Here is a 16,544-nt window from a genome sequence, read left to right on the forward strand (position 1 = left end):
ACACCGAAAGGCATCGACTTCCCCATGCACAGCGCGAACCCGCAGCCCGGCATCCGCCGGCCGACAATCCCCCGCCAGCCGGCGCCACCCGCCGGCCGAGCCACCCGCGGCGCCCTGCACATGATCGGTAACGCGCACATCGACGCGGTGTGGCTGTGGCCGTGGCAGGAGGGTTACCAGGAGGCACGGGCCACCTTCCGCGCCGCCGTGCAGCGCATCCACGAGTACCCCGACTTCGTCTTCACCTGCGACTCCGTCGGCTACCTCGCCTGGATCGAGGAGCACGATCCGGAGCTGTTCGCGGCGCTGCAGGAGCAGGTACGCGCCGGCCGGTTCGAGATCGTCGGCGGCTGGTGGGTCGAGCCGGACTGCAACATTCCCGGGGGAGAGGGCTTCGTCCGGCACGCGCTCTACTCGCAACGGTTCCTCGCCGACCGGTTCGGGGTGATGGCCTCGGTCGGCTGCAACGTAGACCCCTTCGGGCAGAACGCCACCATCCCGCAGCTGCTGGCGAAGTCCGGCATGGACAGCTACGTCTTCATGCGTCCGCAGCCGCACGAGGCGCAGCTGCCCGGACCGACGTTCTGGTGGCAGGCGGCCGACGGCTCCCGGGTGCTGGCCTACCGGATCCCGCACGAGTACTGCAGCCCGGCCGGTCACCTGGGCGTGCACGTCGGCAAGGCGCTGGCCCAGCTGCCGCACACCAGCGACCCGCTGATGTGCTTCTACGGGGTGGGTAACCACGGCGGCGGACCGACGCGGGCGAACATCGACAGCATCCTGGAGCTGGACCGCAGCGACCAGTACCCGCAGATGCTCTTCTCCACGGTGCGGGCGTTCTTCGACGCTGCCGCCGCCGGCGGGGGCCTGCCGGAGTACGCCGGTGAGATCCAGCCGCACGGGGTGGGCTGCTACTCGGCGCACTCCGGCATCAAGAAGCTGATCCGGCACACCGAACACGCGCTGCAGGCCGCCGAGAAGTGGGCCGCCGTCGCAGGAGCGGTGGCCGGCATGCCCCGGGTGACCGACCAGCTGGAACACGCCTGGCGGCAGGTGCTGCTCAACCACTTCCACGACACCGCGGCCGGCACCGCGCTGCCCAGCGCCTACGACGACGCGCGCGACCAGCTCGGCGAGGCCCGGTCGATCGCGGCCCGTCTGCAGAACCAGGCGATCCAGCGGATCAGCCGGCAGATCGACATCCCCGAAGAGGAGCGGATGGCCCCGCTGGCGGTGTTCAACCCGCACCCGTGGCCGGTGCGGGACACCGTCGAGGTGGAGTTCGGCAGCGCGCTCGGCAACGGTGCGATCGTCGCGGTCGACGACGCGCAGACGCTCACCGCCGTGCAGGTCGCCCCGTCGGTGACGCTGACCGGCGGGCGGCGGCGTCTGGTCGTACCGGTGGAGCTGCCTCCGCTGGGCTACCGCCTCTACCGGCTGTATCCCGACCACGGCGTGCCGGCGGAGCAGCCGGCCGGCGCCGAGCCGGTGCTGGAGAACGAGCACCTACGCGTCGTGGTCGACCCGGAGACGGGGTGGCTGTCCAGCCTGGTGTGCAGGGCCACCGGCGCCGAGCTGATCGACGACGACGCCGCTCGCGCCGGGCACGCGGTCGTGCTGGACGACCAGACCGACACCTGGGGGCACGGCGTGGTCTCCTACCGCGACGTGATCGGCGCCTTCGCCCCGGTGTCGGTACGCCTGGTCGAGTCCGGCCCGGTCCGGCAGGTGCTGCGGGTGCGCAGCGAGTACGGCGCGTCGACCCTGACGGAGGAGTTCGTGCTGGCCGCCGGGGCGCGGCACCTCGAGGTCCGGGTGACGATTGACTGGCACGAGCGGCTCCGGATGCTCAAGCTGCGCTTCCCGACCGCACTGACCGGCGTGACCGCGACGCACGCGATCCCGTACGGCCACCTGGAGCGCACCGCCGACGGGCACGAGACGGTCAGCCACTCGTGGGTGGACGTGTCGGGCGAGCTGTCCGGCCGCCCGGCCGGCCTGTCGGTTCTCAACGACGCCAAATACGGCGTCGACGTGAACGGCGGCGAGATCGGGCTCACCGCGCTGCGCAGTCCCGCGTACGCCTGGCACACCCCGCAGCCGCTGCCGGCGGACGGCGACTACGAGGTCATGGACCAGGGCGTGCAACGGTTCACCTACCGGCTGCTGCCGCACGCCGGTGACTGGCGGGCCGCCGGCACGGTCCGCGTCGCGGCCGAACTCGACCAGCGACCGGTCGCGCTGCTGGAGTCGTACCACGCCGGGCCACTGCCGCAGCAGCGCTCCTTCGTCGCCGTGTCCGACGCCGACAACGTCGTGATCACGGTGGTCAAACGGGCCGAGGACGGCGCGGACGACTACGTCGTACGGGGCTACGAGACGGCCGGCGCGGCGGCTGAGGCCACCATCGACCTGCCGTTCCTCGGCCGTACCCTGACCGCCGCCTTCGGCCCGCACGAGATCAAGACGCTGCTGGTCCCCGGCGACCCCACCCGGTCCGTCGTCGAGACCGATCTGCTGGAACGCCCCGCGCCGGCGACCGACGCGACCGACGCGACCGAAGCGACCGGGGAGACCGGTCCAGCCGACGAGCCGGCGGGAACCGGTGAGCCGGCAGCCGCCGACGAGCCGGCGCGAGCGGGCGAGGTGGCATGATCCAGGTGTCCAGCCTCGACGCGGGCTGGCAGCTGCGGGGGTTCCTCGGTGACGACTGGCAGCTGCACCGGGCCCAACTGCACGCCCGCGACAACCGCGACGACGGGCAGCGGTGGGTGCCGGCCCGGGTGCCGGGCAGCGTGCTCGCCGACCTGCTGGCCGCCGGGCAGATCCCCGATCCGTACGTCGGCACGCAGAGCCTGCTGTCGGAGTGGGTGCCGCAGCGGACCTGGGTGTACCGCACCCGGCTGAGCACGCCCGGGCTCGGCGGCGGCGAGCGGGCCTTCCTGGAGTTCGACGGCATCGACTACGCGGGAACCGTCTACCTCGACGGCGAACGGGTCGCGACGCACGAGGGCACCTTCGTCCCGCTCGTGCTGGAGGTGACCGGGCTGCTCGGTCCCGGCGAGCACAGCCTGGCCGTGGTCATCGATCCCGCGCCCGACAGCGAACCGCAGGTCGGCTACACGGCGGCGGTTCGCGTTCACAAGGGACGGATGGGCTACGGCTGGGACTTCTGCCCCCGGCTGGTGCACCAGGGCCTCTGGGCTCCGGCCCGGCTGCGGACCACCGGGCCGTTGCGGCTGGCCGACGTGTGGGCCCGTCCCACCGTGGCGGGCGGGGCCGGGCGGGTGACGATCACGTTGCAGGTCGACGGCGACGCCACCGGGGCGACGGCCGAGTGCAGCCTGCACGACCCGGACGGCGTTGCCGTCGCCGCGGCGACCGTGCCGCTGGACTCGACGACCGCCGAGGTCGCCATCGATGTCGATTCGCCTCGGCGTTGGGAGGTGAATGGCCGCGGCGAGCCGTACCGGTACGCGCTGCGCACGGTGCTACGCGACCGTGACGGACGGCGTAGCGACGAGCGCGAAACCCGGGTGGGCTTCCGGGACGTGCAGTTCCGCCGCGACGCCGACGCCCCGCTGACAGCGCTGCCCTACCGGCTGCTGCTGAACGGCCGCCCGACCGACATCAAGGGCTGGAACTGGGTACCCGCCGACGCCCTCTACGGCGCCGTCGACGAAGCCCGGCTACGGCACCTGCTCGGACTGGCCCGGGACGCCGGGGTGACGATGCTGCGGGTGTGGGGCGGCGGCCTCATCGAGAGCGAGACCTTCTACGACCTGTGCGACGCCTACGGCCTCCTGGTGTGGCAGGAGTTCGCCATGTCCAGTTCGGGGATGCGGAGCGTGCCCAGCGACGACGAGGCATTCGTCGCCCGGATGGCCGCCGAGGCCGAGCGGATCGTCCCCGCCCGGCGCAACCACCCCAGCCTGGCCATCTGGTGCGGCGGGAACGAGTTGCAGCGGGCGGACGGCGTGCCGTTGGCCGACGAGGATTCGCCCGTGCTGGCGGCCCTGCACGACGCGGTGGCGCGGCTGGACCCGGACCGGCAGTGGCTGCCGACGTCACCGTCCGGTCCGGTGTTCGGCAACACGCTGGACAGCGTCGGGAGCGGGCCGGACCACCACGACGTGCACGGGCCGTGGGAGCACCAGGGCCTGTCCGACCAGTACCGGCTCTACGACGAAGGCCGCGGTCTGCTGCTCAGCGAGTTCGGTGTCGAGGGCATGAGCAACGTGCGCGCGATCGAGTCGGTCGTGCCCGAGCCGGATCGGCGAGTCCCGACGACCGGTAACCCGGTCTGGGACCACCTCGGCCGGTGGTGGAACAACGAACCGCTGGTGCAGCAGGCGTTCGGCGGAAAGCTCGACGACCTCGCGGCGGTCTCCCGGGCCAGCCAGTTCCTGCAGGCGGACGGGCTGCGCTACGCCGTCGAGGCCAACCGGCGCCGGCCGGCGAACTGCGGGGTGCTGCCCTGGCAGCTGAACGAGTCGTTCCCGAACGGCTGGTGCACCGCCGCCGTCGACTACTTCGGCGAGCCGAAGGCTGCCTACCACTACGTACGTCGCGCCTACCGGCCGCTGCACGTCTGCGCGGCCCTGCCCGCGCCCCGGATCAGCGGCGACCGATTCGCCGCCACCGTGTGGGCGTGGTGGGACAACGACTCCGGCCCGGTGACCGTCACTGCCCGGGTGCGCTGCCTCGACGGCCGTACGGTGGCGGAGGCGCAATGGTCGGCCCCGCTCGCCGAGGGGCGACCGCACCGGTTCGGTGAGATCCGGTGCGCGGTGGCCGAGTTGAGCGGCGGGCCTTTCCTGCTGGACCTGTCGGTGCAGGCGGACACCGACGTGCGGACCAACCGCTACCTGCTCACCGCCGGCGTCGACTTCGGCGCGCTGCTGACCCTGCCGCCGGCCCGGATCACCACCGAGCTGCACACCGACGGCCCGACCTGGACGCTGCGCCTGCGCCACGAGACGGGGCCGGCCGTCCCGTTCCTGCGGGTGCTCGACGCCCGCCCGGCCGGCGAACCGGGCTGGCCGAGCTGGGACGACAACGCCATTGACCTGCTGCCTGGTGAGGAACGCGTGCTGCACGGCCGATGGGACGGCGTGCCACCGGAGCAACGGCGGGTACGCCTCGACGGCTGGAACCTGCCCGCCCGGACACTGACGGAGACCGACTGATGGAGCCGACCTGGCTGGACGAGGCGCGACTGACCGTCAGCGGGCTCGATCCGGAGCTGTTCGAGGTGCGGGTGCGCGCCGCGCCGACGCTCACCTCCGCCGGCGGGGTCACCGTGACGATCACCGCCACCTACCGCGGCGCCGTGCCGGCCCAGGCGCGGCTGCGGGTGTCGGCCACCCTGCTCGAGGCCGACGATCCGTACTGGCTCATCCCCGGGCTGTTCTACGGTGAGAACCGCCCAGCGGAGAACGCGCGGCTCTTCCCGCGCTTCGCGCGGACCGCCGACGAGCCCGCCGACCCGCAGCGGTTCGTGTCGCCGAAGTGGAGTTTCCGGGCCGATCGGGCGGCCACCCCCGCGGTGTTCGCCTGGGGGGCGGCCGGCGGGCTGGCCCTGGCGGTCGACGAACACAGCCCGCTCGGCATGACCGGAATCGGCTTCGCGCACGACGCCGGCGCCGCCCTGGTGCACGCCGACTTCCCGTACGTCGAGGCGCCGGTCAGCTACCTCGGCAGCCAGCAACCCGCGACCCCGTTGGCGCAGACCCACCTCTGGCAGCCAGGCGAGCGGCAGACGGTCGAGGTGTGCCTCTATCGGCTGCCCGACGACCGGCACGCCTACGCGCCGGTGCTGCGCGAGCGGCACGCCCGGTCCGCCACGACCCCGCTGCAGCCCTGGGTCGGGGTGGCGGAGGCGGCCGAGTTGGCCGCGTACGGGCTGCACCGGTGGCACTTCCGCCCGGACCCGGCCGTGCTGCTGGAGACGGCGGCGTTCGACCGCGAGTTCAACGACAACGTCAAGGGACTGGGTGACCGGGCCGCGATGCACGTCGCCTGGATCAGCGGCATCCCGTACGCGCACGCGCTGCTGGCGTCCGGGCGTCGAAGCGGCGATGCCGACCACGTGGCCGCGGGTGCGGCGGTCATCGAGCACATCTGCGCCAACCTCGCCCCGGCGGGAACATTCTGGGGGCAGTGGACCGCCGAGCGTGGCTGGGGTCAGAGCTGGACACCGGTCCGTGGCGGCCTGCACGCCCGTACCCTCGCCGAGGCGACCCTCTTCCTGCACCGCGCGGTCCGCGCCGAGGAGGCGGTCGGCACGACCCGTGCCGGCTGGCTGGACGCGGTACGCAGCAACCTCGACGTCGCGGTACGCAACCAGCGAGCCGACGGCAACCTCGGCAGCCTGTTGCACGCCGCCGACGGAGCGGTGCTGTCCTGGGAAGGCGCCGCCGGACTGACCTGGGTGGCCGCGCTCGCCGAGGCGGGCGAGCTCGATCCGCGCTATCTGGCCGCCGCCCGGCGCGGTGGCGACTACTACAGCCGGTTCGTGCACGAGGAGTTTCTGCACGGCGCGCCCGAGGACGTCGACCTTGCGCCGACCTCGGAGGACGGCTACGCCGCGATCCTGGCGTACGTCGCGTTGTGGCGGGCCACCGGCGAACGCCGCTGGGTGGAGCTGGCGCGTCGCGCCGCCGACTGGATGCTGACCTTCCGCTACAGCTACGACGTGACCTTCGACGAGCACACCCTGCTCGGCCGGTACGGCTTCCGCAGCCGCGGCGCCGACCAGGCCTCGCCGAGCAACCAGCACCTGCACTCGTACGGCCTGATCTGCGTGCCGGAGATGGTCGAGCTGGCCGCGGCCACCGGCGATCCGCACTACCTGGATCGGACCCGGGAGAACCTGGCCTGTTTCCGGCAGTTCATCGCCCGCGCCGACGGCGACTTCAACGCCTACCGGGGCATGGCCAGCGAACGCTACTACCAGACGGCCTGCTTCCAGGCGAAGGGCATGTTGCTGACGCTGTCGCACGCGTGGAGCGTCGGCGTGCTGCTGCTCGGCTGCGAGGCGGCCCTCAACCTTCCGGAGGTCAGCTGGTGAGCCCGAACAAGCACCGCGAGCAGCCGACGAACGGCTTCCCACCCGGCTTCCTGTGGGGTGCCGCGACCTCCTCCTACCAGGTCGAGGGCGCCGCCCGCGAGGATGGCCGCGCACCCTCCATCTGGGACACCTTCACGGCGGAGCGCGGGATGGACTCCGGCGAGGAGGCCTGCGACCATTACCACCGCTGGCCCGCCGACGCGGACCTGATGGCTCAGCTCGGGATGAACGCCTACCGGTTCTCCCTGGCCTGGCCGCGCATCGTCCCGGACGGAACCGGAGCGGTGAACCCGGCGGGCCTGGCGCACTACGACCGGATGGTCGACGGCCTGCTGGAGCGAGGCATCACGCCGGTGCCGACGCTGTACCACTGGGACCTGCCGCAGGCGTTGCAGGACCGCGGCGGGTGGACCAGTCGGGCGACCGCCGATGCTTTCGCGGCGTACGCCGAGGTGTGCCTCGACGCGCTCGGCGACCGGGTCGACACCTGGTTGACGGTCAACGAGCCGTGGGTGGTGTCCGTGCTGGGCTACCGGCTCGGCCTGCACGCGCCGGGGGAGCAGGATCTGCGCACCTCGTTGCTCGTCGCGCACCACCTGTTGCTGGCGCACGGCGCGGCGACGCAACGCATCCGCGAGCGCCGGCCGGCCGCCCGGGTCGGCATCCCACTGAGCCTCTTCCCCAACTATCCGGTCACCGACGACCCGGCGGACGCCGCCGCGGCGTGGGGGTCCGACGGCTACACCAACCGCTGGTTCCTCGATCCGGTGTTGCGCGGCCGGTACCCCGCGGACACCGTCGAGCTCTTCGAGGGGCTGGTTGGCCCGCTGGACTGGGTACGGCCCGGCGACCTCGACCTGATCGGCGCCCGCCCGGACTTCGTCGGGGTGAACTACTACACCCGCCGACGGATCAGCGCTGCGCCGGCGGACGGGCTGCCCTGGCGGGTGCTGCCCGCGCAGCCGGGCGTCCCGGTCACCGACAGCGGCTGGGAGGACGTCCCCGAGGTGTTCCAGGACCTGCTGGTACGCCTGCACCGCGACTACGACATCCCGCTGCTGATCACCGAGAACGGCGGTGTCTGGAACGCCGAACCCGGCCCCGACGGGCGGGTGCGCGACGCCGGGCGGGTACGCGCGTTGCGCGCCCACCTGCTCGCCCTGTCCCGGGCGGTCGACGCCGGCGCGCAGGTGTTGGGTTACCTGCACTGGTCGCTGTTGGACAACCTGGAATGGGCCGAGGGGTACGGCCAGCGGTTCGGCCTGGTCCACGTCGACCGGGCGACCCAACGGCGCACCGTCAAGGACAGCGCCCGCTACTACGCGGCGGTGATCGCCGCGAACCGGGTCGTCGACGACACCGACGACCTCGCCGGGAAGGCGTGAGATGACCCTGGTCGAGGGTGTTGGGCCGGCCGCCCGGCACCGGGCGGCCGGCCTGAGCATCAGCCTCGACGGCGGTCAACGGGTGGCGAACGGGCGCAGCTGCCGTACGCCGGACCGGGGTGAGCTGAGCACCGGCACCGGCACCTGACCGGCGGGCAGCGCGTCGACCACCCGCGCCATGCTGGCCTGCGCCAGCACCAGCACGTCGACCTCGCCGCCCAGGCGGCGTACCTCGGCGGCGACGAGCTGGTCGTGCCGGTCGGGATCGCCGCCCCGGAGTGCCTCGAACGCGCCGGGACACACCGACTCGCGAATCTCGCTCGTCTCGCCGCGCTCGCCGGCCTTGCGGCGCAGCAGGTCTCGGGTGGGTTGCAGGGTGGCGGTGAGGGTCGCGAGTACGCCGATGCGCGGGCCGAGGTTGACGGCCTGCTCGGCCATCGGCTCGTCGACCCGGTAGATCGGGATGCCCACCTCGGCGCGCGCCTGCTCGGCCGCCTCACCGATCGACGAGCAGGTGACCAGGACGGCGGCGGCGCCGGACTCCGCCGCGAACCCCGCGTAGCTGGCCACCCGGCGACGGGTACGCGGCAGCATCCCGTGTTCGACGGTGTCGCGGAGCAGCGTCTCGTCCACGATGTTGACCGCGTCGACCGGGCCCACCTCGGTCCGGAGCAGGTCGGCGAAAACCGCGGGCAGGCCGGTGACCGTGTGCAGCAGGCAGATCCGGGTCATGCGGCTCGCTCCTCGGTCGGTCGCAGTCGCGGGTACCGCGCGGCGACGACGCGCAGGCTCGCCGCCGAGGGCAGGCTGGGCTCGTACTCCAGAGCGAGCCCGCCCTGGTAGCCGGCCGCGGTCAGCGCCGAGAGCAGCGCGTCTACATCCAGTTCGCCGGTGCCTGGCTCGTGGCGGCCCGGGTGGTCGGCCAGTTGTACGTGGCCGAGCCGGCCGCCGGCCGCCGCGACCGCGCCGGTGACGTCGTCGCCCATCGCCGCGACGTGATAGACGTCCAGCTGGAGCCCGACCGCCTCGTGGTCGATCTGTGCCAGGACGGCGAGCACGTCGACGACGCGGGGCAGCAGGTAACCGGGGATGTCGCGGTCGTTGATCGGCTCCACGACGAGGGTCCGGCCGTACCGCCGGGCGAGGTCGGCGGCCCAGCGCAGGTTGCCGGTCAGGCAGCGCAGCTGGTCGGCCCCGTCGATCCCGGGCAGTCGGCGTCCGGCGAGGACGTTCACCAGCGGGCAGTCGAGGTCGCGGGCCAGGTCCAGCGCCTGCCGCAGCTGGTCGCGCCAGCGTACGACAAGTCGTGGATCGTTGCCGTAACCGCGCTCGCCGGCGGCGAGGTCACCGGCGTCCATGTTCAGCAGCCCGACCTGTACCCCCGCCGCGCGCACCAACCGCGTCACCTCGTCGGGTGCCAGCGGGGGCCAGGGGAACTCCACCCGGTGGAAGCCGGCCTCGGCCGCGGCGGCGAACCGTTGCCGCCACGGCAGTTCCGTGAAGAGCAGGCCCAGGTTGACGACGGGGTGCATCAGCCGGCCTCGGTCCACCGGCGGCCGTGCCGGTCGACGGTCTCGACCAGCCGCCGAAGTCGGGCGACGGACTCCTCCCGTAGCGCCGCCGCCGGGTCGTCCGTGGCGAGGGCGTCGCGCCACAGCGCCCGGCCGGCCAGCATCCCGGACGCCCCGGCCCGACAGGCGGCCTCGACCGCGGTCGGGAAGTCCGCCGTCTCCACGCCGTTGGAGAGCACCACCCAGGGCCGGGCGAGCTGCCGGTCCAGCTTCTCGCAGGCGGCCACGAGTTGCCCGAGATCGCCACGGCCCCGGCGGGGCACCTGTGCCTTGTAGAGAGTCGGGTCGAGCGGGCCGAGGGCGGCGGCGGCGTCGAGGATGGCCGCGTCGAGGTCGAAGTCCCGCTGTCCCGGCGCGGCGACGGCGACCGGTTCGAGTACGGAGAGCAGCCCCGCCTGCCGGCAGAGGTCCACGAAGCGAGCGGCCATCGCCACCCGGCGATCCTCGCCGCCGTCCCGCTTCCACATCACCAACAGCTTCAACGCCACCACGCCGTTCCGCCGGGCCTGGTCGAGGTCGACGTCCCCGTCGATGGCGGTGTCCTCCACCGGCCCGCCGGGCGGCTGGGACAGCGCGTCGACGGCGAGGATCAACCCGCAGCCGGTCGGCAGCAGCCGGTCCCGGACGAGTTCGGCGTACGCGTAGTGCCGGTCAATCAGGAACGCCGAGGCATGTGGCGCCAGCGTCGTGGCGACCTCGAGCTTGAACGAGGTCAGCGCCGCGTCGTCGGCGGGGTGGCCCTGCTCGCTGAGCATGGTGCGCAGGCTTTCCCGCTGGTCCATGGCGACCATGGCGAACGTGCCGGTGCCGCGGGCGAGCCGGTCCAGGGTCGGTGCCGGTGAGACGGTCACGATTCTTCCTCACTGTTCAGGGGCGGGTTGGAGGCGGTCGTGGCTGACGGCAGGAAGTGCGAGCGGTACGCCGCCTCCCAGTCGGGTGTGGTCTCCGTTGCCGGTCGCGGCGGCGGTCCCGGCGGCGGTGTCTGCGGGATGCCGATCGCCCGTCCGGCGAGTTGGGCCGCGCCGAGCGCCGCGCCACAGTGCCGGGGCAGCACGACGACGGGGGCCGGGGTCACCTGAGCCTTGATCCACATCCAGGTGGGGTTGGCGGTGGGCCCGCCGAAGACCCGCACCGAGTCGGGTTGGTGCCCGCTGATGCTCAACTGGGTCTCGATCATCCAGCGCACCTGCATGCAGAGCCCTTCCAGGACGGCGCGGCCGATGTCGGCGAGGGTGTGCTCCGGGCGGATGCCGTGCAAGGCCAACGTCCGGTGTGGATCGGGTTCGGGGCTGGCCCGCCCGTGCAGGTAGGGCTGCACGGTGATGCCGGTCGGCCGGCAGGGCGGTGGGCCGACGAGGTTGGTGAACCACTCGTGCCGGTCCGGCTGTCCGGCCGGCGCGATCCGGTCGAGGAGCCACTCGACCAGTCCGCCGCTGCTGGACAGGCCGCTGATCAGGCAGAACGATCGGCCGTCGACGAACGGGCCGACCGAGTTCCCGGTGGCCCGCACGGCTGGGGGCGGCAGCGCGACGACGGGGGTGAGGACCGCCTCCGCCGTACCCATGGAGTCGGCCACCTGGCCGGGGGCGCGGACCCCGGCGGCCCAGGCGGCGACCAGGTGGTCGTGCCCGGCGACGACGACGGGGGTGCCGGCGGGTAGCCCGGTACGCCGTGCGGCGGTGACGGTGACCCGCCCGGCGACCTGGTCGGCGGCGAGCACCGGCGGCAGCTGGTCGGGTCGCAGTCCGGCCAGGTCGAGTAGTTCGGGCCGGTACCGCCCGGCGGCGATGTCGAAGCCGCCGGTACGGGCGGCCAGCGTCGGGCTGGTGGCGACCGTGCCGGTGAGGGCGCCCACGACCAGGTCGGCGGCGTTCGCCCAGCAGGTCATCCGGCGCAGCACGTCCGAGTCGTGCTGGCGCAGCCAGATCCAGCGGGCCAGCGGCAGCTTCGCGCTCGGGTGCAGCCCGGTGGTGGCGAAGAAGGCCGCCGGGCCGACGGCCTCGGCCAGCTGCTCGGCCTGCCGGCCGGCGCGGCGGTCCCGCCAGTGCAGCAGCTCGCCGATCGGAGCGCCGGCGGCGTCCAGCGGGACGCCCGTCTCCGCCATGCTCGCGACCCCGAGGGCGACCGGCGGGACACCGGCGGCCGACACGCAGTCCGCGAGCAGTCGCAGCGCGGTGTCCCGCAGCGTCTCGGCGTCGGCCGGGGTGGGGGTCTGGCGTTGGGCGACCGGGTCGCCGTCGGTGCGGTAGACGCCGGCCTTGGTGTGCGTGGTGCCCACGTCCAGGCCGGCCAGCAGCGGCTCGACCTCGCTCACCGGTCGCCCTGCTCGACGTGCGGAGACCGCCCGGCGGGCGCCGTGGCGATCCGGTCCAGGATGTCCCGCAGGGTGCTGTCGGCGCCGACGTTGCCGGGCACGATCACGTAGGACGAGTTCTTCCCGGACGTGCGCAGATCCCAGACCGGCACGCCGGGCAGGATCTGCCCGCGTACCCGGGCGCTGGTCGCGCCCAGCGCCTCGGTGGCGAGTCGGGCGGAGGTGATGCCGCCCTTGGCGACGACCAGGTCCACGTCGGCGGCGAGCTGCCGCACGGTCGCCACGAGGGTGTCCATGAGCAACTCGGGCGCGGCGGGGACGGTGTCGTGCCGGGGCGTCCGGTCGGTGGACACCAGCGCCCGGCCGTCCCGGTCGAGACGCTCGCGTACCGCCTTGGCCAGCAGCTCGTCCTCGCCCTTCCGCGCGCCGACCGGGATGTCCACGCGACGATGCCACAGCCCGCCCAAGGCCCGCAGCTGTCGGGTGCTGGCCGTGGTGAACGAGCCGCAGGCGATCAGTACCCGGCCGGGGGGTGGCAGTTCGAGACGCGCCAGCGGCCGCGTGGAAAGGCCAGCCAGGGCGGCGGCGAGCGAGGCGGCGCAGCGGACCACCACCCGGGCGCCTCGGTTCTGTGCTCTGATCAGGCCAGCCGCGATGGCCAGCACATCGGCGTCGCTGACACAGTCGGGGACCACCACCGCCTCGGGCGTCGCGCCCAGCAGCGCCTCGGCGACCGCGTCGGGTCCGCGCTCAGCCAGCCGGGGGAGGGGCACGGTCACCGCATGGCGACGGCCGCCGCTGACCTCGCTCACCCAGTCGCTGAGGTGCCGGCTGCGGTAACCGAAGTCCGGATCCCGGGCGAACTCGGTGTCGGCCACCGGAACCGCCCCGGTCTCGGTCCGCAGATAGTGGACGCCGTCGCGGGTGAAGCGGCCGCCGTCGAGGAACGCGGGCACGAACAGCATCGGTGTCCGCGGCGCCACGGCCTCGGCCTCGCCGATCACGTGACCGCGTAGCGTCGAATCTCCGCGCAGGATCAGGGTCGCTGGCCGCTCGACCGCCCGGGCGGCCGCCGCCACCGTGCGGGCGATGTCGCCGACCAGCGCGGTCGCGGCGCGTTGGGGAAGCGCGCGGCTGTTGGACAGTACGAAGGTCGCGCGCTGCCTTGAGCCGAAGAAGTGGTCGAACGCGGCCCGGTCCGGTCGCAGGATCACCTCGACGTCGCTGACGGACTGGGTCCCGGTGGGGTCGTCGTCGACGATCACCTTCGGTCGACGATCGACCGCGATCTCCGCCCGCCAGGCGGCGGATTCCTCCACGCAACGTCCCCCGTTCCGGTCGCCGGCTGCCGACCTCACTCTCCGTCCGCCAACGAAAGATGTCAAGGGTCGGACAACTTCCGTCCGATAACGGTCACCGGGCCGACGAGACGCGGCCCGGCACCGGTACGGTCTAGCCGTGACAGGTCCACAGCCCGCAGGCGAGGAGAAGTTGCGCTACACCTCCGCGCCGCAACGCCGGGAGGAGATCCTGCGCTGGATGTGCCGTACCGGCTACGTCTCGGCGCCCGAACTCAGCGCCCGGTTGTCGGTGTCCGATCGCACCGTGCGGCGCGACCTGCAGCGACTCGCCGACCTCGGCCTGGCCGAACTCGTGTACGGCGGTGCCGTCCCGCCGGGCGGGGCGCAGCCCGGCTCCCCGTTCGGCACCCGTTCCCAGGCGCAGTCGCGCCAGAAGCGGGCCATCGCCCACCGGGCGTTGCGGTTCGTCGAGCCCGGCGCCACCATCGGCATCGACGCGGGCACCACCACCCTCGAACTGGCTCGACTGCTGCCGCCCGACAGCGACGTCACCGTGGTGACCCACTCGCTGCCCGCCATGGCGGCACTCGGCGAACGCTCCGACGCGACCCTCATCGGTCTCGGTGGCCTTCTCCAACCGGCCACCCAGGCGTTCACCGGACCGGACACCGTGACCGCGGTCAGCCGGCTCCGGATGCACACCTTCTTTCTGGCGGCCAGCGGGCTGACCGGCTGCGGCGCGTACTGCGGCACGCCGCTGGACGCCGAGGCGAAGCGGGCCTTCATCGCCGCCGCCGACCGGGTCGTGCTGCTGGCGGACTCGTCCAAGCTGCGCCAGACCGCGCCGGTGCCGATCTGCGACTACGTCCAGGTCGACGCGGTCATCACCGACGACGGGGTGATCGAGGCCGACCGCGCCCAACTGGCCTCGGTCACCAGCCTGCTGATCGCCGTCGGCTAGCCCGGGCGGTAACGGTGGGGCCGGTTCGGTGGCCGGCCGAATGCTCGTGACGTCGCGCCATTCGAATCGAACGCCACCCACGTCAGACCGGTCCTGTCACGATTGGGACCCGACCGGACATGGGGTGGACGTGAGCTCCGCGATTGAGCACGAGGACCGCTTCCGACGGGTCTACGCCGAGGACTTCGAACCTCTGCTGGCGTACGCCCTTCGCCGCGTCGAGCACCCCGAGGACGCCGCCGACGTCATCGCCGAGACCTTCCTCGTCGCCTGGCGCCGCCGGCACGAGTTGCCGGCCGACGCCGAAGCCCGGCTGTGGCTGTACGGCGTCGCCCGCCGCGTGCTGGCGAACCACCACCGGGGTGGCACCCGCCGGCAGCGGCTGGGTGAGCGGCTGCGGCAGCAGATAGCGGCCGTGAGCGCCGTCGACCCGGGCCGCGAGGTTCCCGAACGGCTCGCCGTCCAGGCCGCGCTGGCCAGGCTGGGCGAGCTGGACCGGGAGGTGCTGATGCTGCACGTCTGGGAGGGCTTGCAGCCGCGCGAGGTGGCAGCCGTCCTGCGGGTGAGCCCGGCCGCGGTCCGGACCCGCCTGTCGCGCGCGCGAGCCAGGCTGCGTGAACTCGTCGGTGACGCCCCCGCCCCACCCGGACATGTACTCGACGTCCTGACCGCACCCACCCCGGAGGAGGGCAGATGACCGAGGAGCACCTTGACCGGATGGTCCGAGACGCCGACCCCTATCGACCCGACGTCATCGGGCACCTCGACGGGGCGAGGCAGAGCCTCCTGGAGGAGATCGTGTCCGAGCCGACCCCCGGTCCCGTCGTCGAACCACCCCAAACGCGCCCCCGACCGCGCCGCGGCATGGTCCGCCGCTTCGCCGGCGCGCTGACCGCGGCCGCGGTTCTCACCGGCGTCGTGGCCGCGTCCACCATGCTTCGCGAGCATCCGGTCGACCGCCAGGCCGCACCCGTCGACAGCCCCAGCGCGAGTACGCCCGTCGTCTACTCGCCGGTGGCGATGAAGGCCGCCGAGGAGAACCCGCGGCTGCTGATCAACCAGCGCGGTTGGCGGGCCACCACCGTCTACGGGTTCGCCAAGCAGCAGGGCACCATCGCCTTCAGCAACGGCGGGCGGCAGCTGGAGATGAACTGGTATCCGGCTGACTATTACCACGACTTCTACGCGGACCGGCTCAACGTCAGCCCACCGGAGCCGGTGCGAGTGGACGGTTGGCCGGGGGAGTTGTTCCGTTACAGCGTCGGCGACTTCGCGGTCATGCTCCGGCCCCGCGACGGTGTCTTCGTCGAACTGCGTACCGGGAGCCGCTGGAGCCGCGACGAGTTCGACCACGTCCTCGCCGCCGTCGTGCGCGTCGACGTGCGCACCTGGTTGGCCGCGCTTCCGCCGGAGATCGTCACGCCGGACCGGGTGGACGCGCAGGCGGCGAAGGTGCTGGCCGAGGTGCCGCTGCCGCCGGGCTTCGACGCCGCCGCGCTGGGCGACGTCGGTACCAACGACTCCTACCAGTTCGGCGCCCAGGTGACCTCCCGGGTCGGCTGCGCCTGGATCGCCGAGTGGCTGCGCGCCAAGCGGGCCGGCGACGACGCGGCACTCCAGCGGGCCGCCGACGCGCTGAGCGGCAGCCACCAGTGGCGGGTGCTGCACGACATGAACGACCAGGGCGACTGGCCGGAGGTGTTCTGGGAGATCGCCGACAAGGTCGCCGCCGGAGGGCCGCCGGCCGGGTACGAGGGAGCCCTGGGCTGCGACTGACCGGACAGCCGTCGCGTCACGGGGGGCGACGGTCGTGGGGGGGGGGGGGGGGGGGCGGCCCCGCCCCCCCCCCCCGCGGGGGGGGGGGGGGCGCCCGCCCCCCCCCCCCCCGGGGCGCGGCCGCCGGGGGTGGGCGGGCGGGGGGGGGGGTGTGTGGGTAGCCC

The 16,544-nt window shown here is 73.4% G+C and carries 12 protein-coding genes; 7 read left to right on the top strand and 5 right to left on the bottom strand.

From position 1 onward, the window contains the following. Positions 1-24 precede the first annotated feature (24 nt). The 4 genes from ACIBBA_RS09285 to ACIBBA_RS09300 are packed head-to-tail and all read left to right on the top strand — an operon-like array spanning position 25 to position 8,457. Positions 25-2,655, top strand: a complete 2,631-nt coding sequence (locus ACIBBA_RS09285) for an alpha-mannosidase (RefSeq protein ID WP_396695387.1) — start codon at positions 25-27, stop codon at positions 2,653-2,655. Continuing rightward, positions 2,652-5,189, top strand: coding sequence for a glycosyl hydrolase 2 galactose-binding domain-containing protein (locus ACIBBA_RS09290; RefSeq protein WP_396695389.1), 2,538 nt, complete (start codon positions 2,652-2,654; stop codon positions 5,187-5,189). Before ACIBBA_RS09285 ends, ACIBBA_RS09290 begins: the two co-directional genes overlap by 4 nt. Continuing rightward, the gene (locus ACIBBA_RS09295; RefSeq protein ID WP_396695391.1) at positions 5,189-7,072 is read left to right on the top strand and encodes a hypothetical protein; all 1,884 of its coding nucleotides are present in this window, start codon (positions 5,189-5,191) and stop codon (positions 7,070-7,072) included. The genes ACIBBA_RS09290 and ACIBBA_RS09295 overlap by 1 nt, the downstream gene beginning before the upstream one ends. Next, the gene (locus ACIBBA_RS09300; RefSeq protein ID WP_396695393.1) at positions 7,069-8,457 is read left to right on the top strand and encodes a GH1 family beta-glucosidase; all 1,389 of its coding nucleotides are present in this window, start codon (positions 7,069-7,071) and stop codon (positions 8,455-8,457) included. Before ACIBBA_RS09295 ends, ACIBBA_RS09300 begins: the two co-directional genes overlap by 4 nt. Before the next feature lie 75 nt (positions 8,458-8,532). Here ACIBBA_RS09300 and ACIBBA_RS09305 read toward each other — a convergent pair whose 3' ends face one another. The 5 genes from ACIBBA_RS09305 to ACIBBA_RS09325 are packed head-to-tail and all read right to left on the bottom strand — an operon-like array spanning position 8,533 to position 13,661. Further along, a complete protein-coding gene (locus tag ACIBBA_RS09305; protein WP_396695395.1) occupies positions 8,533-9,189 on the bottom strand; it encodes an aspartate/glutamate racemase family protein in 657 nt (218 codons plus the stop codon). After that, a complete protein-coding gene (locus ACIBBA_RS09310; protein WP_396695397.1) occupies positions 9,186-9,989 on the bottom strand; it encodes a hydroxypyruvate isomerase family protein in 804 nt (267 codons plus the stop codon). The genes ACIBBA_RS09305 and ACIBBA_RS09310 overlap by 4 nt, the downstream gene beginning before the upstream one ends. Beyond that, positions 9,989-10,879, bottom strand: a complete 891-nt coding sequence (locus ACIBBA_RS09315; protein ID WP_396695399.1) for a hypothetical protein — start codon at positions 10,877-10,879, stop codon at positions 9,989-9,991. The genes ACIBBA_RS09310 and ACIBBA_RS09315 overlap by 1 nt, the downstream gene beginning before the upstream one ends. After that, entirely contained in the window at positions 10,876-12,342 is a 1,467-nt protein-coding gene (locus ACIBBA_RS09320) for an L-fuculokinase (RefSeq protein ID WP_396695400.1), read from the bottom strand. Before ACIBBA_RS09320 ends, ACIBBA_RS09315 begins: the two co-directional genes overlap by 4 nt. Beyond that, complete coding sequence (locus ACIBBA_RS09325; protein WP_396695402.1) at positions 12,339-13,661, bottom strand: four-carbon acid sugar kinase family protein; 1,323 nt, start codon at positions 13,659-13,661, stop codon at positions 12,339-12,341. The genes ACIBBA_RS09320 and ACIBBA_RS09325 overlap by 4 nt, the downstream gene beginning before the upstream one ends. Positions 13,662-13,800: 139 nt before the next feature. On the opposite strand from ACIBBA_RS09325, the gene ACIBBA_RS09330 reads away from it, so the two are divergent. The 3 genes from ACIBBA_RS09330 (at position 13,801) to ACIBBA_RS09340 (ending at position 16,380) form a co-directional block, all read left to right on the top strand. Then, a complete protein-coding gene (locus tag ACIBBA_RS09330; protein ID WP_396695404.1) occupies positions 13,801-14,604 on the top strand; it encodes a DeoR/GlpR family DNA-binding transcription regulator in 804 nt (267 codons plus the stop codon). Between the two features lie 130 nt (positions 14,605-14,734). After that, positions 14,735-15,301: an RNA polymerase sigma factor gene (locus ACIBBA_RS09335; RefSeq protein ID WP_396695405.1), complete on the top strand. Its 567-nt coding sequence runs from the start codon at positions 14,735-14,737 to the stop codon at positions 15,299-15,301. Continuing rightward, positions 15,298-16,380, top strand: coding sequence for a hypothetical protein (locus ACIBBA_RS09340; protein WP_396695407.1), 1,083 nt, complete (start codon positions 15,298-15,300; stop codon positions 16,378-16,380). Before ACIBBA_RS09335 ends, ACIBBA_RS09340 begins: the two co-directional genes overlap by 4 nt. Positions 16,381-16,544: the final 164 nt, after the last annotated feature.

Source organism: Micromonospora sp. NPDC051006 (genome assembly GCF_044456245.1).
Taxonomy (GTDB): Bacteria; Actinomycetota; Actinomycetes; order Mycobacteriales; family Micromonosporaceae; genus Micromonospora.